This window comes from Actinoplanes sp. CA-252034 (assembly GCF_050956125.1).
Classification (GTDB): Bacteria; Actinomycetota; Actinomycetes; order Mycobacteriales; family Micromonosporaceae; genus Actinoplanes.
The window spans coordinates 3,674,727-3,695,284 of record NZ_CP191846.1 but is presented as its reverse complement, the minus strand read 5'-3'; the positions used below and the strand labels follow the sequence as shown (position 1 = coordinate 3,695,284).

Genomic DNA, 20,558 nt, shown 5'->3' with positions numbered 1-20,558 from the left:
CATCTCAGGCGCCGACGTAGTCCGCCAGGTGCTCGCCGGTCAGGGTGGAGCGCTCCTTCACCAGGTCGGCCGGGGTGCCCTCGAAGACGATCCGGCCGCCGTCGTGGCCGGCGCCCGGGCCCAGGTCGATGATCCAGTCGGCGTGCGCCATGACGGCCTGGTGATGCTCGATGACGATCACCGACTTGCCGGCCTCGACCAGCCGGTCCAGGAGGCCCAGCAGTTGCTCGACGTCGGCCAGGTGCAGGCCGGTGGTCGGCTCGTCCAGGACGTAGACGCCGCCCTTGTCGCCCATCCGGGTGGCCAGCTTGATCCGCTGCCGCTCACCACCGGACAGGGTGGTCAGCGGCTGGCCCAGAGTCAGGTAGCCGAGACCCACGTCGACCAGGCGCTCGAGGATGGCGTGCGCGGCCGGGATCCGGGCCTCGCCCTCGGCGAAGAACCGCTCGGCCTCGGTCACCGGCATGGCCAGGACCTCGCTGATGTCCTTGCCGCCGAGCTTGTAGTCGAGCACCGAGGCCTCGAACCGCTTGCCCTCGCACTCCTCGCACGGGCTGGCCACGCCGGCCATCATGCCCAGGTCGGTGTAGATGACGCCGGCGCCCTTGCAGGTCGGGCAGGCACCCTCGGAGTTGGCGCTGAACAGGGCCGGCTTCACCCCGTTGACCTTGGCGAAGGCTTTGCGGATCGGTTCGAGCAGGCCGGTGTACGTGGCCGGGTTGCTCCGCCGGGACCCCCGGATCGCCGTCTGGTCGATCGCCACCACCCCGTCACGCTTGGCGACCGCGCCGTGGATCAGGGAGCTCTTGCCCGAGCCGGCCACCCCGGTCACCACGACCAGCACGCCGAGCGGGATGTCGACGTCGACGTCCTTCAGGTTGTGGGTGGCGGCGCCGCGGATCTCCAGGGCGCTCGACGAGGTCCGGACCGACGACTTGAGCCGGGAGCGGTCGTCCAGGTGACGGCCGGTGACGGTACCGCTGGCGCGGAGGCCGTCGACCGTACCCTCGAAGCAGATCTCTCCGCCGGCCGTGCCGGCGCCCGGGCCGAGGTCGACCACCCGGTCCGCGATGGCGATGGCCTCGGGTTTGTGCTCCACCACGAGCACCGTGTTGCCCTTGTCGCGCAGGCGCAGGAGCAGCTCGTTCATCCGCTGGATGTCGTGTGGGTGCAGGCCGATGGTCGGCTCGTCGAAGACGTACGTCACGTCGGTCAGCGCCGACCCGAGGTGCCGGATCATCTTGGTGCGCTGCGCCTCGCCGCCGGAGAGCGTGCCGGCCGGCCGGTTCAGGGAGAGGTAGCCGAGGCCGATCTCGACGAACGAGTCGAGGGTGTGCTGCAGCTTCTCCAGCAGCGGGGCGACCGACGGCTCGTCCAGGGCGCGCACCCAGGCGGCCAGGTCGCTGATCTGCATCGCGCACGCGTCGGCGATGCTGATCCCCTTGATCTTCGAGTTGCGGGCGTGCTCGGCCAGGCGGGTGCCGTCGCACTCGGGGCAGACCGTGAAGGTGATGACCCGCTCGACGAAGGCGCGGATGTGCGGTTGCATCGCGTCGACGTCCTTGGACAGGAACGACTTCTGGATGTTGGGGATCAGGCCGGTGTAGGTCAGGTTGATCCCGTCCACCTTGATCTTGGTGGGCTCCTTGTAGAGCAGGTCGTGCATCTCGCGCTTGGTGTACTTGCCGATCGGCTTGTCCACGTCGAAGAAGCCACAGCCCCGGAAGATCCGGCCGAACCAGCCCTCCATGCTGTAGCCCGGGATCGAGATGGCTCCCTCGTTGATCGACTTCGTGTCGTCGTACAGCTGGGTCAGGTCGAAGTCGTTGACGTTGCCCCGGCCCTCGCACCGCGGGCACATGCCGCCGGTGATGCTGAAACTGCGCCGCTCCTTGACCGTGGCCCCGTGCTTCTCCACGGTCACCGCGCCGGCCCCGGAGATCGAGGCGACATTGAACGAGTACGCCTGCGGGGAGCCGATGTGCGGGTCACCGAGCCGGCTGAACAGGATCCGCAGCATCGCGTTGGCGTCGGTGGCGGTGCCGACCGTGGAACGCGGGTCGGAGCCCATCCGCTCCTGATCGACGATGATCGCCGTGGTCAGGCCCTCCAGCACGTCCACGTCCGGGCGGGCCAGGCTCGGCATGAAGCCCTGCACGAACGCGCTGTAGGTCTCGTTGATCAGCCGCTGCGACTCGGCCGCGATCGTGCCGAACACCAGCGAGCTCTTCCCCGAACCGGACACCCCGGTGAAGACCGTGAGCTGGTGTTTCGGGATCTCGACGCTGACGTCCTTGAGGTTGTTGACCCGGGCTCCGTGGACGCGGATCGAGCGGTGGGCGGTCATCGAGGTCCTCTCAGACGAGCTGGTTGATACGCACCAGGTTGCCCGCGGGGTCGCGGAACGCGCAGTCCCGGACACCGTACGGCTGATCGGCCGGCTCCTGGACCACGTCGGCCCCGGTGGCCTGAAGCTTGTCGAAAGTCTGCTCCAGGTCGGTGGCGCCCAGGATGATGGCGGCGTAGCTGCCCTTGGCCATCAGCTCGGCGATGACCCGGCGCTCGTCGTCGGTGATGCCGGGGTCGGAGACCGGCGGGTGCAGGACGATCGAGGTCTGCGGTTGATCGGGCGGGCCGACCGTGATCCAGCGCATGTCGCCGTAACCGACGTCGTTGCGCACCTCGAAGCCGAGGCCGTCACGATAGAACTCGAGGGACTTCTCCGGGTCGTCGGCGGGCAGGAACGCGGAGTGGATGACCAGGCTGCTCATGCCCTCGATGCTAGAGACGTGCGGTCGCCGGTGACTTCTCGATTCCTGACCGGCCGGGTCACCTGTTTGGTGACACATCCGGGCAGGCCGCGCAGCCCGTCGGCGCCCAGCTTGCGATAGGCGCCCGGGGAGATGCCGACCAGCTCGGTGAACCGGGTGGTGAACGTGCCCAGCGACGAGCAGCCGACCGCGAAGCACACGTCGGTGACGGACAGATCGCCCCGGCGCAGCAGGGTCATCGCCCGCTCGATCCGGCGGGTCATCAGGTAGCTGTACGGCGACTCGCCGAACGCCGCCTTGAACTGCCGGCTCAGGTGCCCGGCGGACACGTGCACATACCGCGCCAGTGCCTCGACGTCGAGCGGCTGAGCGTAGTCACGGTCGATCCGGTCGCGGACACGGCGCATCAACACGAGCTCGCGCAACCGGGCGTCAGTCACCGGCCCAGAGTAGTTCGTCGTCGGTTCGCCCGGCGGCTACCGCAAAAAGTGAAGAATCTTTTATATTCACGTCCACCGATACAAGGAGGACGTGTGCGAATCATGCGCTCACTGGCGGCCGGCGCCCTGATCGCGACCGCTCTGGCCACCCCCGCACAGGCGGCGCCCAGCCGGGCCGAGATCGCGCTGCGCTGGGCGCCGATCCACTACCAGGACGTCGACACCACCGGCTCGCACGCCCTGGGCGGCAAGAGCGACTACATCACCCGATACGACTTCGACGGGAACCTGAACGGCAGGGACAACTGGGACAACGCCGGGACGAACACTGACGCCGCGGTCTACTACTCGGTCGTCGAGACCGGCACCCACTGGTACCTGACGTACCTGTTCTTCCACCCGCGCGACTGGATCGACCACCCGTTCTTCGAGACCGAGCACGAGAACGACGGCGAAGGCGTGCTGGAGATCGTCGAGAAGGACGGCTCGGAGTACGGCAGCCTCAAGGGCGCGGTCACGGTGGCGCACAGCGACTTCTACTCCTACAAGCCGGCCGGCAGCGGCTGGGCCAACGGGGCCGAGACCATCGACGGGACCCTGCAGCTGCAGTCGTCGCCGCACGACTCCTTCCAGCACCCGGTCACCGCCCAGGAGCGGGGTGGGCACGGGCTCAAGGCGTGGCCGCAGTACGACATCGACGGGGACGGGATCGTCTACTACCCGTCACTGAGCGTCTCCGAGGCACCGGGCGACGCCAACGACCGCGACGTCCGCTACCGGCTGATCGACGTCTTCGCCGACGGCGGGCTGTGGGCGCAGCGCAACAACTCCAGCCTCTTCGCGTCGCTCGGCACCTTCGCCGGGGACACCTCGGGCGGCTGCGGCACCGGCACCTTCTCCTGCGGCACCAACTCGGCCAACGCGCCGTGGGGCTGGGACGACGGCAACGACGTTCCCGGACGCGGGGAGATCGCCACCGACCCGGCCAAGCTCGCCGCCTCCTACTTCACCGTCACCGGCACGCTGTCACGCGGCTACACCCACAACCCGTACCAGGCCGCGGCGGCCGCCCTCAAGGCCGCCCAGTCGCTGCCCGCCGTCACCGACTGACAGCCGCCGTGTGGTCGTCACCGGTGTCCCGGCGTCGCCGGGACACCGGTGAGAGCCATACCGGGTGCGGGCGGCGGCGGGGTGGCCGAGCATGGGGGCATGGCTGAAGTCGTCGTCGAGATCCACGTCCCGATGATCCCGGTGGCCGGCCCGCACCAGTGGATCGACCGGATCGAGGAGTTCCTCGCCGAGCTCGACGAGGACGGGACGGTCGCGCTGATCGACGACGGGGAGGAGTTCGGCGACGTCTACGTCTTCCCGATCGCCGGAGCCGGCGAGACGGAGCTGCTCGCCGCCGCGTCGCGGGCGGTCTCGCTCGACGACGTGCCGGGCGGGGCGTTCGCGATGGTCACCGACGACGAGGCCCTGGAGTGGGGCCTCGGGCGCCGCGTCGAGCTGCCGGTCGAGTGAGCCGGCGCTTCGGGGCGAGCCGGCCGGCTTTCTGGACCGGGCGCTCAGCTCACCTGGTCGGGCAGGACCGCCAGACCGGCCCGGGCGACGATCTCCTGCAGGGCGGCCACGTGCCCGGCGAACGCGGCGTGACCGGGAACGGTCAGCCGCACCGACGTGCGGGGGCGTTTGGCGATGAACGACTTGCGGATCTCCACGTAACCGGCGGCCTCCAGCGTGGTCAGCTGCTTGGACAGGGCCGAGTCGGACATCTCCAGGCTGTCGCGGAGGAACTTGAAGTCGGCCCAGTCGGTCGCCGCCAGCAGGCTGACCAGCGACAACCGGGTCGGCGCGTGGATCAGCTCGTCGAACCGGGGCGTCACCGGGAACCCGCCGGCGGGCGCGACAGCATGAGCCGGCGCAGGTAGGACATCAGCGCCGGACCGCCCACGGTCAGGCCGACGGCCACCGGCACCGCGGCCAGGAACGCCGGGAACGGAACCGACAGCGCCTCCAGCACGAAGCCCAGGCTGACACCGATCGCGGTCAGGCCGGCGGCGAACCCGAGGATCGCGCCGAGACCGCGAGCGCCGAGCAGCTCGAACCGGACCTGGACACGCGCCTTGCGGACCACGGCGAGGATCACGGCACCCAGGCCCAGGGTGTAGACGATCGTGCCGACCGCCATCACCCAGGGGATGTCGGTCTCCATGGCTCCGACGAACAGCAGCATCAGGGCGCCGACGGAGGGCCAGAACCAGGTGGGCACCAGATTGGTGTCGACGACCTGCTCGCGGCGGGCCCGCACCTCGGCCAGGGCGAGCTCGGCGTCGATCGGGGGAATGTCCATTACTTCCTCCTCCGGAAAGCACTTGCCTACCAGGAAAGTACACCCTCACTTTCCTGGTAGGCAAGTGCTTTCCTTTAGGAAGGATCAGCTCGGACACCCGTGCGCGTCGTCGACGCGACACGATCGTGATCCCGCTCTCGGCCGCGCGTAGAGTCGATGGGTGGACGACAGTGAACCGCTGCGGCTTCGCCCGGTCGAGGCCGGTGACATCGAGGTCTTCTTCGTGCAGCAGAGCGACCCCGAGGCCCAGCGGCGCGCCGACTTCCCCGGTCGCGAGCGCGACGCGTTCGTCAAGCACTGGGAGCAGCGGGTGCTCGGCAACCCGACCGGCCGCGCCCGGACCATCGTCGTCGACGGTGACGTGGCCGGCAACATCGTGGCCTGGTGGCAGGACGGGCGGCGGCTCGTCGGGTTCTGGCTCGGCCGCGAGTTCTGGGGGCGCGGCCTCGGCACGCGGGCGCTCGCGGCGTTCGTCGGGCCCGGCCAGGAGGAGACCCGCCCGCTGTACGCCGAAGCGGCCGTCCACAATGTGGCGTCCATCCGCGCGCTGAAACGATGCGGGTTCGACGAGCTCGAGGTGATCCGGGAGGGCTCCGACGAGTTCGTGGTCCTGAAACTGGGGTGACGCGGTCACGGCCGGTCGGCGTCGACCGTGCCGCTCACCCCCGGGTGGGGCAACCGGGCCGGCGGGCCGTCCGGGCAGTGCTCGAAATGCCACCACTCGTTGTCGTACATCCGGTAGAGCCCGTGCCGGCCACCATGCTCCTCCAGCCAGCGGGCACCTTCGGTCGGCCGTACGTCCATGGCCGTCCCCGCCACGTGCCGCGACTCGCCCGGCGGCAGCACCCACCGCCGCGCCGCCGCGACCGACCCGCTGCGCCGCACCTCCTCGGCGTAGAGCGCCGCCTGCCGCGCGGCCGTCCGATGACCGGAGGTCAGCCCGATCGGCTCGCCGTGCCGCCACAGCGCCCGCGTCCGCGCCGCCTCGAACGCCGCACGAGCCTCCGGCCGCAGCCCGGTCAGGTCCTCGGCCGGAAAGCGCAGCGTCAGCGCCCAGCGGCAGGCGGTGACCCGGGCCCGCCCCGGAGCGACCAGGCAGGCGACCGGCGACAGCAGATAGGCGGCGACCCGGGTGACAGCACGATAGACCGGATCCCGGCGACGTTCTTCAGACATGAGAAGAAGATCGCCGAACATGGATCCCGGAACATGGGTACGCCTACTCAATCCGGGCTGAGTACCTACTGTGCCCGGCCGGGTGCGGCGCGCGGATCGAGAGCACCCGGCGCCGCGCCACGGGTGGTCATCTCATCCATCCATCGGTCGATGAGGCAACGGGCGAACAACGCGTACGGCTGATCGTCCCGGCGCATCCGGGCCAGCTCCCGCAGATCGTCGGCGAGGACTTCGTCCAGCACGAGAGCGACCGGATCCGTGGCAACGAGACCGTCGAGCAGCCGCAGGATCTGCGCGACCCGGGCGATCCGCAACCGGATCCGCCGCAGCAGCTCCTTGCGCTCGAAGACGAGGCCGTTGCGGTTGAGCGCGTACACCTCGATCGACGCGCGAGCCCGGCGGTGCGGCAGACCGCCCGCGGCCAGGGACGTGATCAGGCCGTCATCGGTGCAGTCCAGGAACGTCGTCGGATCGTCTACGCACGGGTCGAGCAGAAGCGGAACCTCGGAGCCGATCTCGGCGGCCGATGTGGCGCGCCGCGAGCCCACATCCAACGGGAACTGGTCCTGCTTGCCGATCGCGTGCGTTCGGCCGGCCAGCACGTCGTCCTGCATGCGTCGCCGGTTGCAATCGATGCAGCTCGGCAGCAGATTGGTCCAGGACGCCGCCAGCCAGTGGTATGCGGGCCGGATCGGGCCTGCGGTGTCCTCGACCTGTGCTTTCGGCCGCCAATGCTCGACGTCCATGGGCTGGGTGGCGGCATACCTGGTCTCGCAATAGGCGCACTTGCCGTGGAACAGCCTCGTCAGGGCTGCCTTGATCTCCTGCTCGCGATAAGCCGTGAAGGAGAACGTCCACTTCTCGGGCGTGTTGCCGTCGGCGATCCACTTCTCCAGAGACTTCCGGGCCCGCACGGCCTCCCGTAGCCCCTTGCTTCGGACGTCGGTGAGCACGGTCGGCGCCGGCACCCGCCCCCGGTCGACCCGGATCACGTCCGCTCGTCCCCCGACTCGGCGATCCGAGTGATGTTCCACAGATCGCGAACCCGCCGCAGAGTCGTCTCCTTGAGCCCGGGGTCCGGGTTGCGGGTATGCCGTTCGGCCGCCAGAAAGGCATCGATGGCCTCGTATACGAGCTGGTCACGGCGGGTATAGCCGAGGACGCCGTGACCCTGCAACTCGACGGCCAGCCGCTCGCGACGGCTCTGCTGGTCGCCGGTGAGGGCGCTCTCCGGCACGGCGAGCAGCTGGTAGTACTCGTCGAACCGTGCGTCGATCTCGGGATCCAGGGTGGTGCCCAGACCGAAGTGACGAGAGGTGAGCAGCTGGTCGACGCGCAGGTCCCGCGGCGACGGCAGATCGGTGGTGGCGTGGGCCAGACCCTGCTCGTCGCGCTGCATCAGCACGGTCTCGTGCTCCTCGACGCCGCGCAGGCAGAGCGGCTCGTGCGTGGAGACGATGAACTGCATCCGCGGCAGCATTCGGCGCAGGCCGCTCACCACGCGGATCCGCCAGCGGGGATGCAGGTGGGCGCCGAGCTCGTCGATCAGCACGACCCCCTCGGCGGAGCCCGGCGTGGGCCAGAACCGGGTCACCAGCTCAAGGATGTCGATCACCGTGGCCAGCACCGACTGCCATCCCGTGCTCAGCTCGCCGAGCGAGATCCGGCGATTCCGCTCCACGACCCAGACCGACTGACCGTCCCGGTACAGCCACCGGCTTTCCGGCAACCCGAGGAGGTCCCGGATTGCGGCGGCCACGTAATCGAAGGTCTCGGGTGAGGCGTCGAGCAGCCACTGCCGGGCGTCGACGAGCGCGCGGGCCGGCCGGAAGAGTCCCTCGACCCGGCCCCAGCGATGGCCCGACGCGCCGGGCAGCCCGGGCGCCGGGAGCAACCTGGTCTCGCCGTACGCCAGCACCAGCGTCTGCGGCTCCTCGGCGTTGTCGTACCGGAAACCCTTCTGGGTGAACCGCAGGATCCGATCCCCGTGCGAGCCGCTGAGCCGTACGCGCACCCAGCCGTTGTTCACGCCCGGCGACCGGCGGATGAAGGCGCGGGCGTCGAGGCCCAGACGCTCCACGCCGACCCGGCCGATCAGAGCCAGGGTGATGGCCTGGAGGACGGTGCTCTTACCGGCGGCGTTCTCGCCCAGGAGGACCGTCCAGGGGGTCGTGAGGGCCGCCGAACGGGTCAGGTCGAGATCCATCTCCCCGATCGCCTTGACGTTCCTGATCGTCACACGCTCGATGTAGCGGCTGAAGCTGCGATAGATCTCGGCGTCGCCGGGACGGGCGAGACTGAAGCTCTCCTGCCGCCGGGCGAAGTCACGATGGCGATCCGACGCCGTGTGCCGTCGTGATTCCGGCTGGGTGACACCGGCGTCGAGATACCGACGCAGGTTGAGCGGGAGCAAGGACTTGAGATTGCCGACGAGTTGACGTGTGAGCCCGGTCCAGGGGTGATCAGGACCCATCATCTCGCCCAGATGCTGCGCCACGGGCACCATGTCGTCGGCGTTGCCCGGCCTGAGGTACCCGATCATGTCCTGGATCGTCTCGGCATGCTCCGCGCGCGCCTCGACGAGATCGGCACGATTGAGGCCGAGCAACTCGACCGTGGTCTCACCCCGCTCGGTGTGACTGATGACGGTGCCATCGGCCAGGAAGACGAGATGGTCCTCCGGTTCATCCTCGCAGGGGTCCAGGAGCAGGGGCATCTCCGCGGCGAGCGCCTCCGGCGACGCCAGGAGGGGCGCGCGGAAGGTCTCGTCCTCCAGCGGGAACCTGCTCCCGCGGCCGCCCGCCAGATGCCGGTTGCAGGCGGAGCAGACGAGATACAGATTGCTCCACTCACCGGCGATCCACCAGTAGTGGTCGGGCAACAGCGTGCCGTCCGGGCGGACCACGCCGGCCTCGGGACGGAACTGCATGACGTCGAACCGCCCGAGGCTTTCGCAGAACGCGCATTTCCCGTGGAACAACAAGTTCAGGGCCTGCCGGACATGCCGAGCCCGGGGGAATCGAAGGCGAACTGCGATTGACGGCGCTCGTACACCGGAACCGAGTAGAACTGCGAGGCCACCGCGCGCTCCGCAGCCCAGTGACTTGTCAACTGCGGCGGGGCGGGCATCCGGGAACGATCGACACGGATCACGGCTCGACAGTAGACGCTAGACGTCCAGGCCGTTCTCGATGGCGTAACGGACCAGCTCGACCCGGTTGTGCAGCTGCAGTTTGCCCAGCGTGTTCTGCACGTGGTTCTGCACCGTGCGGTGGGAGACCACCAGTCGGCCGGCGACCTGCCGGTAGGTGAGACCCTTCGCCACCAGCCGCAACACCTCGGTCTCCCGGTCGGTGAGCTGCGGCCGGTCGTCGGCGGCCGGGGTGGCGGCCAGACGGCGGTACTCCCCCAGCACCAGGCCCGCCAGCCCCGGGGTGAACACGGCGTCCCCCTCGGCGGTGCGCCGGACCGCGTCGAGGAACTCGTCCCGCCCCGCCGACTTGATCAGGTAGCCGTTCGCACCGGCCTTCACCGCGTCCAGCACGTCCTGCTGCTCGCCGCTGGCCGAGAGCATCAGGATGCGCACGCCCGGAAGCGCTGCCAGCAGCCCGCGGATCACGTCGACACCGGACAGGTCGGGCAGTTGCAGATCGAGGACGACCACGTCGGGGGCCGCGGCCGGCGCGACCCGGAGCGCCTGTGCGCCCTCCCCGACCGCCGCGGTGACCAGATAGCCGGCCTCGCTCAGATCACGGGCCACCCCGTCCCGCCACATCGGATGATCATCGACGACCATCACGCGGGTCACGGCGTCGTTCGCAGGGGTCACCGCGTCACGATAGCCGCGCGCCGCCGAGTCCCGATCGGGGTGGCCGGGCAGCCGTGTACGGTCGGGTCATGCGCGTACCGACCGCGGTGATCACCGCCGGCTCCCTGATCAGCGGATGGCAGATCGCCCGCCGCACCGGCATCCGCCCCCTCGGTGGCGCAGTCCTCGCCGCCGGTGGCCTGATCGCGGGCCGCGAGTGGGCACGCCGCACCGGCCCGGTCACCACCGGCGCCCTGGTCGCGACGTACCTTGGAGCGTTCGCCGTCTCGCATCCCCTGGCCAAGCGCATCGGCTCCTGGCCGTCGGTCATCGCCGTCTCCGCCGTCACCGCGGCCGTCTCCTACGCCGCCGCCGACCGCCGCTGACGGACATACCCGCGGGCGATCCCTTCCGGGTGACCCGTGTGGGCCCGTGCCGGCTCTGCGCGGGCCGCCCCTGGCCCCGGCGCTGATCCCGCACCTACGCCGCCCACCCCGCACGGACGGTCCGTGCCGTCGGCCTACGCTGCGGTGATGATCCGACCGAAGCGCCTGCAACCCGGCGACCTCGTGGCCCTGGTGGCGCCGGCCGGCCCGGTCACCGACGCGCAGGCCGCCGACGCGGCCCGGATCTTGAAGACCTGGGGTCTGCGGACTCGGCCGGGCAGGCACGCTCTCGGCAGGCGATTCTTCCTTTCCGGTACGGACGACGAGCGCCGCCTCGATCTCGAGGCATCGTTCCGCGACCCGGAGGTCCGCGGAGTCCTGTGCCTACGGGGCGGCTACGGCACCCAGCGCATCGTCGACCACCTCGACTACGCCGCCCTGCGCGCCGACCCCAAGCTGGTGATCGGCTTCTCCGACATAACCGCCCTCCACCTGGCCCTGTGGCACGAGATCGGCCTGGCCACCGTCCACGGCCCCACCGGCAGCACCCTGCTGAACGACGCACCGACCACGGCCTCGGCCCGCCAGGCCCTGATGACCACCACCCCGCTGACGATCAGAGCCTCACCCTCGCCGGTTCACCACTGCGGGAAGATCGAGGGCACACTGCTCGGCGGCAACCTGACCCTGCTCGCCGCCACCGCCGGCACCCCGCACCAGCCCGACCTGACCGGCGCGATCCTGCTGGTCGAGGAGGTGAACGAGGCCGCCTACCGAGTGGACCGCATGATCGTCCAGTTGCGACGCTGCGGCTTGCTCGACGGGCTCGCCGGCGTGGCCGTGGGCTCGTTCACCGCCTGCCCCGACGCCGACCGGGTCCTGGCCGAACACTTCAACGACCTGGGTATCCCCGTCCTCGCCGGCCTTCCGATCGGTCACGGTCCCACCGGGTTGGCGGTCCCGCTGGGCGTTCCGGCGCACCTCGACGCCGACACCGGCACCCTCACCGTCCAACCCGCCGTCCGCTGACACCGATCACGTCCCGGCCGGTGGCAGCTCACGTCCCGGTCGGCGGCACCTCATGTCCCGGTCGGCGGCAGCCGGGACACCACCCACGCGCCACCGACGTGATCGTGGCCGCCCGGACGTGCCGGTGACCACCGCATTCAGCCCGGCGGTCGCGCTGCGGCCGGGAGGGGCGCATCGCTCGCGGGGACAGCCACGGTTCTGAGGGTGGACCGTACGAAGAAAGAAGGGTGAGCGAATCGCCCTTGCCCTTGCCCTTGCCCTTGCCCTTGCCCTTGCCCTTGCCCTTGCCCTTGCCCTTGCCCTTGCCCTTGCCCTTGCCCTCGCCCTCGCCCTCGCCCTCGCCCTCGCCCTCGCCCTCGCCCTCGCCCTCGCCCTCGCCCTCGCCCTCGCCCTCGCCCTCGCCCTCGCCCTCGCCCTCGCCCTCGCCCTCGCCCTCGCCCTCGCCCTCGCCCTCGCCGGAACTGTAACGGGCTCAGATCGGCGAACCGCCAAACGGACAGAACGGCATATGTCAGGATGTTTTTATGCCGCTCTCCCGTCGCGCCCTGTTCGGCGCCGGCCTTGCCGGGATGATCGGGTCCCGGCCGGCGGGCCGGAACGGAATCACGCCGAGCCCGGTGCGGACACCCCCGCCCGGACCGACCGCGGCGGACTGGCAGGCGCTGGCCGCCGGCCTCGAAGGCGGGCTCGAACAACCGGGGAGCACCTCCTACGATCAGGCACGACAGCTCTTCTCGCCCCGGTTCGACAGCATTCGTCCCACGGCGGTCGTGCGGTGTGCCGGCCCGGCGGACGTCGTGGAGGCGGTGCGATTCGCCGTGCGGACCGGGTTGCCGGTCGTGCCGCGCGGCGGTGGCCACTCCTATGTCGGCGCGTCGACCACCGCCACCGGGATCGTGCTGGACGTGCGGCCGATGCGGACGGTGGCGTACGACGCGGCGACCGGGACCGCGACGATCGGCGGGGGCACGTCGCTGCTCGACGTCTACACCGGCCTCGGCGCGCATGCCGTGTCGGTTCCGGCCGGCACCTGCGGCAGCGTCGGCATCAGCGGCCTCACCTGCGGCGGCGGGATCGGGTCGGCCGCTTCGGCCTACGGCTTGACCTGCGACAACGTCGTGGCCGCGGACGTCGTGACGGCGGACGGCAGCCACCGGACGGTCGACGAGGAACGGGAGCCGGAGCTGTTCTGGGGGCTGCGGGGCGGTGGCGGCGGCAGGTTCGGGGTGGTCACGTCGTGGCGGATGCGGACCCACCCGGCCGGGACCACCGGGGCGTACCAGCTCACCTATCCGTGGGCGGACGCGGCCGCGGTCGCCGCCGGCTGGCAGGCGCGGATCATGACGGCGCCGGACGACAGCTGGTCGGCGTGCCAGTTCGTCTCGGACGCGGCGGGCACGCTGTCGGTGCGGATCGGCGGCTACGTCCTCGGCGGCGACGCCCCGGCCGAGGTGGCCGCGCTGACCCGGGCGATCGGCCGGGAGCCCGCCACCACGTCGTTCGAGAGCAAACCGCACGTCCAGCTGCTACGGGAACGAGCGGCCGGCGCGGCCCGGGGCACCCACGTGATCGGTAGCGAGATCCTTCCCGCGACGGTTCCGCCGGCCGGCGTGGACGCGCTGCTCGCCGTGGTGCGGGCGCGGGCCGCGAGCCGCCGTCCGGGCCTGGCCAAGCTCAAGCGGATGACCGGCGCGCCGGCCCGGGTCGCGGCGGACGCCACCGCGTTTCCGTGGCACGGTGCAAGCAGCATGCTGCAGTGGCTGGTGGACCTGCGGGAGGCCGAGCCGGCCGCGGTGGCCGACGGGTACGGGTGGATCGAGTCGGGACATCGTGCGATGGCGCCGTGGTCGTCGGGGCGCTACGTGAACTATCTGGAGCCCGGGCCCACCGATCCGCTCCGCTATCACGGCCCCCACCTCGAGCGGCTACGCCGTCTCCAGGCCGCTACCGACCCGAGTGGACTGTTCCGGGTCCCGTACGCCCTATGATCCGTTCCATGGCTTCTGATCTCGTCGAACGCCTCGGACTGGAGCCGCATCCCGAGGGCGGCTGGTATCGGGAGACGTGGCGCTCTCCCGTCACGTTCGAGCCGGACGGCTACGACGGCCCCCGGCATGCCGCGACCGCCATCTACTTCCTGCTGCATCCGGGCGAGCAGTCCGCCTGGCACGTGGTGCGCTCGGCCGAGCTGTGGTTCTGGCACTCGGGTGGCCCGCTGCTGCTCCGGCGTGGTGGTGACGGCGACCGGCCGTCCGGCGGTGACGAGGTGCTGCTCGGCCCGGACGTCGCGGCCGGCCAGGAGCCTCAGGTGCTGATCCCGGCCGGCGTCTGGCAGGCGGCCGAGCCGGCCGGCACCGAGCCGGTCCTGGTCAGTTGTGTGGTCGCGCCGGGCTTCGACTTCGCCGACTTCCACATGCAGTGACGCCGCCGCCCAGCCGCTTCCCGCATTCAGTGAGGCCGGCCGGGCTGCGGTGAACGGTCAGCGGACCAGGCGCAGGGTCCCCGGGTGATGGGCGACCAGCCCGGCCGGGTTCATCTCGTAGGTGACCGCGGGCCCGTCGCCGGTGATCCGCAGGCGATGCGGGCTGATCAGGTGGTAGGTCGCCGTGCCGGAGACCACGGTCAGCGACGACGTGAGGATCCGGGCCGACGGCACCCGCACCGGACCGCGGCGCCGGCGTCGATCCCGGCCTGCCAGTCGATCGCGTGTGGCGTGCACCCGGTGACCACGGCCGTCCCGCCGGGCCGCTCACCGGCGTGCGGGAGCACCAGCTCGGTCCCGATCGTCCCGGTCCGCTGCCAGGCCAGTGGCCCGGTGGGCGGTGCCTGGTCGAGGCGGGCGCCGGCCCGCGTCAGCAGGGTGTCGGACATGACGCCTCCCTTGCCGCCCGTCCCCTTTTCCCCATGTTTGCACCCGGCAAACGCCGATCCCCCGGATTCGGCGAGTCCGGTCCGTCACCGGCCGGTCAGCGATTCCAGAACCAGCGCCGGTTCCGGCGGTTCCGCCAGGTCATCTCGTCCGCGATCATCGAACGAACGCTCGCCACCGCGATGGTGAGCGCGTCCCGCATGCCCGCGCAGGTCCGGCAGTCCGCGCCGCCGTCACATTCGGTCCGGTGATCGAAGGCGATGTCGGTGATCACCCGGTCCAGGGCGGCGCACGCGTAGGTGCCGCGGTCGTTCGGGTGCTGCCGGGCCAGGATCTCCCGGAACTCCGCTATCTCGTTCTCGGCCGTCGCGTACAGGTGTGCGGCGCTCTCCACCTGTTGTAACGCGTCGCGGGCCGGATCGTTCACCTGCAAGGCACTCCCCCAAGGCCAGGTGACGTGTGGACGGTGACCCTACCGCCCCCACCGGTTCCGCTCACATGGGCCGGACAGCCGATCATCCTCATCGAACAAACGACTCCTTCCGGGTGAGCGCCCGGAACCGTATCAGCACGTCGTGACCGATGTCGTCCCCGGATACACGGAACCCCCGGGCCGTACGCGGGCCGGGGGCTCTCTGCAGGGCGATCAGCGGGTCGACTTGACCGAGTCGTCGTCGACGGCGTGCTCGCTCTCCTCGATGCTGACGACGAGGGCGTCCACGTCCTGGCAGATGGTCTGGAACTTCAGCATCGCGGTCCGCAGCTCGGCGAGATGGCTGGCCTCCTCCGGTTGGCCCGCGGCACTCTGGGCCTGCCGGGTCGAGACCGAGAGGACGTTCGCGGCCGCGGTGATGATCGTGCTCTTGGAGTTCTTACCGAGCGTCACGATCTGGTTGGCGGTGGTGACGTCGAAGTCGTGTCCGCCCTCACCCAGAGTGGCCTGGTGGGCGATGCCACACACGGCCGCGGTGGCTTCGTCGAGGCCGCTGATGCTCACCGCCGGGGCCGCGGTGGCGGCCGGCTCGACGGACTGTCCGCTGGTGGCGCAGCCGGAGATCGCCAGAAGGGTGCTGGTGACGACGGCCACGGTGGTCATTGCTCGCATGGGCCGGAGGCTACCTTCCGGCAGTGCCGGGCCGGGCGCGGGCCCGTACGGGTGTGACGCAGTCGTCCGCATCGTGGGAGTCACGCACTGTCATAGCGACCCGCGCGGCGATGACGTTACGTCATCGGAAACGATGGGGTGTGACCTTTGAAGCGCTGCCCGCGCCGCCGCCCCGCGCGCCTGATCTCGCCGACGACTTCACCGGCCCGGCGCTGCGCGAGGACCTCTGGATCGATCACTATCTGCCGCACTGGAGCACTCCGGAGCGGTCCCGGCCCGCTACGACCTGGAGGGTGACGGGCTGCGGCTGCGGATCGACGCCGACCAGCCGGACTGGCGGCCCGAGGACGCCCCGCTGCGGGTGTCCAACCTGCAGACCGGTGATTTCTCCGGCGCGCCCGGCGAGGAGCGTGGCACCCACCGGCATCGCCCGGACGGACTGACCGTGCGCACCCCGGCCGGGACCCGCCTGCTCTGGACGCCGTCGGCCGGCCGGGTCGAGGTGACGGTGAGCGCCTCCGTCGACCCGGGCGCCATGCTCGCCGTCTGGCTGGTCGGCAGCGAGCATCTCGGCCCCCGTGACAGCGGCGAGATCTGCGTGTTCGAGATCGACGCCGACGCGGTGGGCTCCACGACGACCGCGAGGATCGGGGTCAAGGCGCACCACGACGACCGGTTGCGCACCGACATGACCGAGGTCCTCGTGCCGGTCGACGCGGCCCGCCCGCACACGTGGACCGCGATCTGGGGTGCGGGCGGCACGGTGATCGGCTGCGAGGGCCGGGTGCTCGGGAGATTCGGGCAGGCTCCGGGCTACCCGCTGATCCTGATGATCGACATCTTCGAGATCGGCGGCCGGTCCGCGGACGGCGCCTACCCCAAGACCGCCCGCGTCCACCGCGTACAGGGGTGGGATCTGACCTGATTTATGGTTTGGGGTGACGGACGTGACCCAGTGTGCGCGGACACGTTTTCGGGTTCCAGCCGCGTCGTAGTGCTGGAGTGGGGCAGGGGACGGCACTCTCGGCGAAGGCGGATCGTGGCATGCAGCACGAGGATCTGGTCAGGGCGGTCATCGCGGCGGTGGCGTTCGCGGTCATGCTCGCCGGGCACTACATCGGTGACCACTGGGTGCAGACCAGCGGGCAGGCGTACGGCAAGGGCCTCGACAACGCGGGATGCGTACGGTCGGTGGCGCTGTGGCACTGCGCGAAGCACGTCATGTCGTGGACCGCGACGACCACGATCTTCCTGCTCGCCGCCGGCTGGTGGCTGCGCCTGCCGCTGGAGCCGCCGTGGCTCGTGGCGGGCATCGCGCTCAACGCCGTCACCCATTTCGTCGCCGACCTGCGTACCCCGCTGATCCGTCTGGGCCGGCTGCTGGGCCGCGGCGGCTACCTCGACCACGTCGGTGTGGTCCGGCCGTCCGGCGCGGCGACCAGCGGTCCCGGCACCGGCCTGTTCGAGCTGGACCAGGCCTGGCACATCGGCTGGCTCGCCGTGTCGGCCCTGATCATCGCCGGCCCGCCGATCTGAGAGCCGGCCCACAGGTCTGAGAGCCGGCCACCGGTGTGAGAGCCGGTCAACCGGCCTGAGAGCCGACGGCGTCAGCCGCGGACGGACGCGTACGTTGCAGCCGCGTTGCCCTGACCTTTCCGGTGTTCCCTCACGAGGCTCATGCCGGACGGGTCCGACCCGAAAGGGAGTCTCGAGCGGCACGGAGTCGCTCCCACGGAGGGACCATCGCATGTTCGGACCGCGCAACAGCCAGACCATCAACCGTCTCCAGTCGGAGCTCGCCGAGGCGGCGGCCGACGTCGAGGCGGTGACCGAGATCGTGCAGGCGATGGAGAAGGTGACCACCCCGGACGAGGCGATCGGCGCCATCCTCGGGCTCGTGCGGGAGCGGTTCGGGTGGGCGTACGCCTCCTACTGGCAGCTGGACAACGCGGCGAACGTGCTGCGGTTCTCGCAGGACAGCGGAACCGTCAACGACGAGTTCCGGAAGGTGACCCTGCAGGCGTCGTTCGCCGAGGGCGTGGGCCTGTCGGGGCGCGCCTGGCGTACCCGGGACCTGGTCTTCGTCCGCAACCTCGCTGAGGTGCGGGACTGCGTGCGCGCACCCGAGGCCCTGCGTGCCGGGGTGCGCAGCGGCATCTGTTTCCCGATCATCGAGGCCGGCAGGGTGATCGGCACGATGGACTTCTTCACCACCGAGGAGCTCGACCCGTCGGAGGGCCGGCTGGCCGCGCTCCGGGCGATCGGCGTCCTGGCGTCGGGCACCCTGGTACGCCTGCACGAACTGGTGCAGCAGGAGAAGACCGCGCAGGACGTGGAGGCGGTCTCCACGGTGATCCGGCAGATGACCCAGGCCGCCAGCCGGGACGAGGCGCTGCGGTCGGCACTGGAGACGATCCGCCGGGACTTCGACTGGCAGTACGGCTCGTTCTGGGCGCTCGACGACGACGCGCAGGTGCTGCGTTTCGCCCTGGAGTCCGGTGACGCGGGCGCGGAGTTCCGGCAGGTGACGATGACCGCGTCGTTCGCGAAGGGTGTCGGCCTGTCCGGGCGCGCGTGGGACCGTGGGGATCTCGTCTTCGTCGAGGACCTGGGCGAGCTGACCGACTGTGTGCGTCGGCCGGCGGCCCAGGCGGTCGGGGTGAAGTCGGGCGTGTGCCTGCCGATCCGGGTCGGTGGGCGGATCGTCGGGACGATGGACTTCTTCGCCACCCGGACGCTGCTCATGTACCCGGGCCGGGAGAGCGCCCTGCGTAACACGGCGTTCCTGGTCGGTCAGGCGCTCGAGCGGTTCGCGTCGACCGAGCAGTTGCACCAGGCGGGCCGGGAACTGCTCGACTCGATCGCCGAGGTGGAGCGCAACGTCAGTTCGGCGTCGGCCGTCGCGGAGAACAGCGAGAGCCTGGCAGCCGAAGCGAACGAGCAGGTGGCGGCCCTGGGCCAGGCCAGTTCGGAGATCAACAACGTGGTGCGGGCGATCCAGACGATCGCGGCGCAGACCAAGCTGCTCGCCCTGAACGCGACGATCGAGGCGGCCCGGGCCGGTGAGTCCGGCAAGGGGTTCGCCGTCGTCGCGGGCGAGGTGAAGGAACTGTCCACCGAGACCGAGCGGGCCACCGACGAGGTGAGCGCCAAGGTCAGCGCGATCCAGGTGAAGGTCGACGCGGTCACGGCCTCGCTGGCCCAGATCCACCACGCGGTCGAGGAGATCAACCAGACCCAGCGGCTGATCAGCGGCGTTCTCAAGGAGCAGGTCATGGTCACGGACGCGATCCTCGCCTGAGGCGTCGTCCTCGGTGGATGGCGTGGTCGCCGGACCGCCGGCAGCAGCCGCCGGCGGTCCGCGTGCCCCGGCGGAGCGTCACCGCAATTGGGCCTGCGTGTAGAAGCCGCTGTCGATCAGTGCCTTCTCGTAGTTGTCCTTGTTCACGATCGTGGTGTCGAGCAACATCGACGGCACCACCTTCACGCCGTTGTCGTAGTCCTTCTCGTTGTTCGTGACCGGCTTCCTCCCCTTGAGGATGGCGTCGGCCATCTGGGCGCTGGTCTTCGCCAGATCGCGATAGTCCTTGAAGATCGTGGAGTACTGCTCACCGGCGATGATCGACTTCACCGAGGTCACCTCGGCGTCCTGTCCGGTGATCACCGGGTACGGCAGGCCGGCGGTGCCGTACCCACTGCTCTTGAGTGCCGAGACGATGCCGATCGACAGGCCGTCGTAGGGCGACAGCACGCCGTCGACCTTCACCCCGGAACGATAGGTGGAGGTCAGCAGGTTCTCCATCCGGTTCTGGGCCTCCCGGGCCTGCCAGCGCAGGATGGCGATCGACTTGAAATCGGTCTGTCCGCTCGGCACCTTCAGCGCGCCCTTGTCCAGGTATGGCTGGAGGACGGACATCGCGCCGTTGAAGAAGAACGTGGCGTTGTTGTCGTCCGGCGAGCCGGCGAACAGCTCGACGTTGAACGGGCCTTTCGCGGTGCCGGGCGTACCGTCGGCGTTGACCAGCTTGAGGCCGATGAGCAGCGAGTTCGCCTGCTGCACACCGACCTTGAAGTTGTCGAACGTCGCGTAGTAGTCGACGTTCGGCGACTTGAGGATCAATCGGTCGTAGGCGATGACCGGGATCTTGGCGTCCGCGGCCGTCTGCAGCTGCGAGGTGATCGCGGCGCCGTCGATGGAGGCGATGATCAGCACCCGGACGCCCTTGGTGATCTGGCTGTCGATCTGGTTCACCTGGGTCGGGATGTCGTCCTCGGCGTACTGGAGGTCGACCTTGTACCCGAGCGCCTCGAGCTCCTTCTTGACGTTCTCGCCGTCCCCGTTCCACCGCTGCGACGCGCGCGTGGGCATGGTGACCCCGATGAGGGCGCCGGCGTTGTCCGCGGCGCCGGAGGATGCGTCTTTGTCGACGGTCTTCTCGCTGGAGCCGCAGGCGCCCGGGGAGAGGGCCAGCAGGGCGGCCGCGGCCGCCAGGACGACACGGGACTTTCGCATGCGCAGCTCCTTGCTGTTTCGCCACATCTACTGTGGAGAGATCGGCTCGCCGGAGGATGAACCCGACCGTAGGCGTCGACGGGATGTTCGGGATCGTGCTGAGAACTGAAC

Annotated in this window: 25 protein-coding genes and 1 pseudogene; 11 read left to right on the top strand and 15 right to left on the bottom strand. The window is 70.3% G+C overall.

What is annotated here, in order from left to right:
- Positions 1 to 4: 4 nt before the first annotated feature.
- The 3 genes from ACQPZW_RS16605 to ACQPZW_RS16595 are packed head-to-tail and all read right to left on the bottom strand — an operon-like array spanning position 5 to position 3,178.
- Complete coding sequence (locus ACQPZW_RS16605; RefSeq protein WP_433795774.1) at positions 5 to 2,347, bottom strand: ATP-binding cassette domain-containing protein; 2,343 nt, start codon at positions 2,345 to 2,347, stop codon at positions 5 to 7.
- 10 nt (positions 2,348 to 2,357) lie between these two features.
- Positions 2,358 to 2,771, bottom strand: a complete 414-nt coding sequence (locus tag ACQPZW_RS16600; protein WP_433795773.1) for a VOC family protein — start codon at positions 2,769 to 2,771, stop codon at positions 2,358 to 2,360.
- On the bottom strand, positions 2,768 to 3,178 hold the full coding sequence (locus ACQPZW_RS16595; protein WP_433797560.1) for a helix-turn-helix transcriptional regulator: 411 nt from the start codon (positions 3,176 to 3,178) through the stop codon (positions 2,768 to 2,770). The genes ACQPZW_RS16600 and ACQPZW_RS16595 overlap by 4 nt, the downstream gene beginning before the upstream one ends.
- A gap of 135 nt (positions 3,179 to 3,313) precedes the next feature.
- Here ACQPZW_RS16595 and ACQPZW_RS16590 point away from each other — a divergent pair, with 135 nt between their 5' ends.
- The gene (locus tag ACQPZW_RS16590) at positions 3,314 to 4,321 is read left to right on the top strand and encodes a hypothetical protein (RefSeq protein ID WP_433797559.1); all 1,008 of its coding nucleotides are present in this window, start codon (positions 3,314 to 3,316) and stop codon (positions 4,319 to 4,321) included.
- A gap of 99 nt (positions 4,322 to 4,420) precedes the next feature.
- Positions 4,421 to 4,732 carry a hypothetical protein gene (locus ACQPZW_RS16585; protein WP_433795772.1) on the top strand — a complete coding sequence of 104 codons (312 nt, stop codon included), beginning with the start codon at positions 4,421 to 4,423 and terminating at the stop codon, positions 4,730 to 4,732.
- Between the two features lie 44 nt (positions 4,733 to 4,776).
- Here ACQPZW_RS16585 and ACQPZW_RS16580 read toward each other — a convergent pair whose 3' ends face one another.
- Together ACQPZW_RS16580 and ACQPZW_RS16575 are read right to left on the bottom strand one after the other, a co-directional pair.
- Positions 4,777 to 5,094, bottom strand: a complete 318-nt coding sequence (locus ACQPZW_RS16580) for a winged helix-turn-helix domain-containing protein (RefSeq protein WP_433795771.1) — start codon at positions 5,092 to 5,094, stop codon at positions 4,777 to 4,779.
- Positions 5,091 to 5,561: a hypothetical protein gene (locus tag ACQPZW_RS16575; RefSeq protein WP_433795770.1), complete on the bottom strand. Its 471-nt coding sequence runs from the start codon at positions 5,559 to 5,561 to the stop codon at positions 5,091 to 5,093. Before ACQPZW_RS16575 ends, ACQPZW_RS16580 begins: the two co-directional genes overlap by 4 nt.
- Before the next feature lie 160 nt (positions 5,562 to 5,721).
- On the opposite strand from ACQPZW_RS16575, the gene ACQPZW_RS16570 reads away from it, so the two are divergent.
- Complete coding sequence (locus ACQPZW_RS16570; RefSeq protein WP_433795769.1) at positions 5,722 to 6,186, top strand: GNAT family N-acetyltransferase; 465 nt, start codon at positions 5,722 to 5,724, stop codon at positions 6,184 to 6,186.
- A gap of 5 nt (positions 6,187 to 6,191) precedes the next feature.
- Here the strand turns inward: ACQPZW_RS16570 and ACQPZW_RS16565 are convergent, their stop codons facing one another.
- The 5 genes from ACQPZW_RS16565 to ACQPZW_RS16545 form a co-directional block, all read right to left on the bottom strand.
- Positions 6,192 to 6,737, bottom strand: a complete 546-nt coding sequence (locus ACQPZW_RS16565) for a D-alanyl-D-alanine carboxypeptidase family protein (protein ID WP_433795768.1) — start codon at positions 6,735 to 6,737, stop codon at positions 6,192 to 6,194.
- A gap of 65 nt (positions 6,738 to 6,802) precedes the next feature.
- Positions 6,803 to 7,729: a hypothetical protein gene (locus tag ACQPZW_RS16560; protein WP_433795767.1), complete on the bottom strand. Its 927-nt coding sequence runs from the start codon at positions 7,727 to 7,729 to the stop codon at positions 6,803 to 6,805.
- The gene (locus ACQPZW_RS16555) at positions 7,726 to 9,666 is read right to left on the bottom strand and encodes an AAA family ATPase (protein ID WP_433795766.1); all 1,941 of its coding nucleotides are present in this window, start codon (positions 9,664 to 9,666) and stop codon (positions 7,726 to 7,728) included. The genes ACQPZW_RS16560 and ACQPZW_RS16555 overlap by 4 nt, the downstream gene beginning before the upstream one ends.
- Positions 9,667 to 9,722: 56 nt before the next feature.
- Entirely contained in the window at positions 9,723 to 9,890 is a 168-nt protein-coding gene (locus tag ACQPZW_RS16550) for a hypothetical protein (protein WP_433795765.1), read from the bottom strand.
- 16 nt (positions 9,891 to 9,906) lie between these two features.
- Positions 9,907 to 10,533 (bottom strand): response regulator, encoded by a 627-nt coding sequence (locus ACQPZW_RS16545; RefSeq protein WP_433797558.1) that lies wholly within the window; start codon positions 10,531 to 10,533, stop codon positions 9,907 to 9,909.
- A gap of 101 nt (positions 10,534 to 10,634) precedes the next feature.
- Here ACQPZW_RS16545 and ACQPZW_RS16540 point away from each other — a divergent pair, with 101 nt between their 5' ends.
- The 4 genes from ACQPZW_RS16540 to ACQPZW_RS16525 all read left to right on the top strand — a co-directional run bounded on the left by ACQPZW_RS16540 (position 10,635) and on the right by ACQPZW_RS16525 (position 14,382).
- Positions 10,635 to 10,931 carry a hypothetical protein gene (locus ACQPZW_RS16540; RefSeq protein ID WP_433795764.1) on the top strand — a complete coding sequence of 99 codons (297 nt, stop codon included), beginning with the start codon at positions 10,635 to 10,637 and terminating at the stop codon, positions 10,929 to 10,931.
- A 147-nt stretch (positions 10,932 to 11,078) separates the two neighbouring features.
- Entirely contained in the window at positions 11,079 to 11,960 is an 882-nt protein-coding gene (locus ACQPZW_RS16535) for a S66 peptidase family protein (protein ID WP_433795763.1), read from the top strand.
- 524 nt (positions 11,961 to 12,484) lie between these two features.
- Positions 12,485 to 13,948 (top strand): FAD-binding oxidoreductase, encoded by a 1,464-nt coding sequence (locus ACQPZW_RS16530; protein WP_433795762.1) that lies wholly within the window; start codon positions 12,485 to 12,487, stop codon positions 13,946 to 13,948.
- Positions 13,945 to 14,382, top strand: coding sequence for a cupin domain-containing protein (locus ACQPZW_RS16525; RefSeq protein ID WP_433795761.1), 438 nt, complete (start codon positions 13,945 to 13,947; stop codon positions 14,380 to 14,382). The genes ACQPZW_RS16530 and ACQPZW_RS16525 overlap by 4 nt, the downstream gene beginning before the upstream one ends.
- Positions 14,383 to 14,439: 57 nt before the next feature.
- On the opposite strand, the gene ACQPZW_RS16520 is transcribed toward ACQPZW_RS16525, so the two are convergent.
- The 4 genes from ACQPZW_RS16520 to ACQPZW_RS16505 form a co-directional block, all read right to left on the bottom strand.
- Positions 14,440 to 14,616, bottom strand: a complete 177-nt coding sequence (locus tag ACQPZW_RS16520; RefSeq protein WP_433795760.1) for a hypothetical protein — start codon at positions 14,614 to 14,616, stop codon at positions 14,440 to 14,442.
- On the bottom strand, positions 14,583 to 14,831 hold the full coding sequence (locus tag ACQPZW_RS16515) for a hypothetical protein (protein ID WP_433795759.1): 249 nt from the start codon (positions 14,829 to 14,831) through the stop codon (positions 14,583 to 14,585). Before ACQPZW_RS16515 ends, ACQPZW_RS16520 begins: the two co-directional genes overlap by 34 nt.
- 95 nt (positions 14,832 to 14,926) lie before the next feature.
- Positions 14,927 to 15,256 (bottom strand): hypothetical protein, encoded by a 330-nt coding sequence (locus ACQPZW_RS16510; RefSeq protein WP_433795758.1) that lies wholly within the window; start codon positions 15,254 to 15,256, stop codon positions 14,927 to 14,929.
- 219 nt (positions 15,257 to 15,475) lie between these two features.
- The gene (locus ACQPZW_RS16505; protein WP_433795757.1) at positions 15,476 to 15,934 is read right to left on the bottom strand and encodes a hypothetical protein; all 459 of its coding nucleotides are present in this window, start codon (positions 15,932 to 15,934) and stop codon (positions 15,476 to 15,478) included.
- A 361-nt stretch (positions 15,935 to 16,295) separates the two neighbouring features.
- On the opposite strand from ACQPZW_RS16505, the gene ACQPZW_RS16500 reads away from it, so the two are divergent.
- The 4 genes and pseudogenes from ACQPZW_RS16500 (at position 16,296) to ACQPZW_RS16485 (ending at position 19,235) form a co-directional block, all read left to right on the top strand.
- Entirely contained in the window at positions 16,296 to 16,859 is a 564-nt protein-coding gene (locus ACQPZW_RS16500; RefSeq protein ID WP_433795756.1) for a hypothetical protein, read from the top strand.
- 119 nt (positions 16,860 to 16,978) lie between these two features.
- Positions 16,979 to 17,470 carry a transcriptional regulator gene (locus ACQPZW_RS16495; RefSeq protein WP_433795755.1) on the top strand — a complete coding sequence of 164 codons (492 nt, stop codon included), beginning with the start codon at positions 16,979 to 16,981 and terminating at the stop codon, positions 17,468 to 17,470.
- A 211-nt stretch (positions 17,471 to 17,681) separates the two neighbouring features.
- A pseudogene (locus ACQPZW_RS16490) lies at positions 17,682 to 18,680 on the top strand (GAF domain-containing protein); the annotation flags it as partial.
- Positions 18,678 to 19,235, top strand: coding sequence for a methyl-accepting chemotaxis protein (locus ACQPZW_RS16485; RefSeq protein WP_433797557.1), 558 nt, complete (start codon positions 18,678 to 18,680; stop codon positions 19,233 to 19,235). The pseudogene ACQPZW_RS16490 and the gene ACQPZW_RS16485, both read left to right, overlap by 3 nt.
- A 78-nt stretch (positions 19,236 to 19,313) precedes the next feature.
- Here ACQPZW_RS16485 and chvE read toward each other — a convergent pair whose 3' ends face one another.
- A complete protein-coding gene (gene chvE / locus ACQPZW_RS16480; RefSeq protein WP_433795754.1) occupies positions 19,314 to 20,447 on the bottom strand; it encodes a multiple monosaccharide ABC transporter substrate-binding protein in 1,134 nt (377 codons plus the stop codon).
- Positions 20,448 to 20,558: the final 111 nt, after the last annotated feature.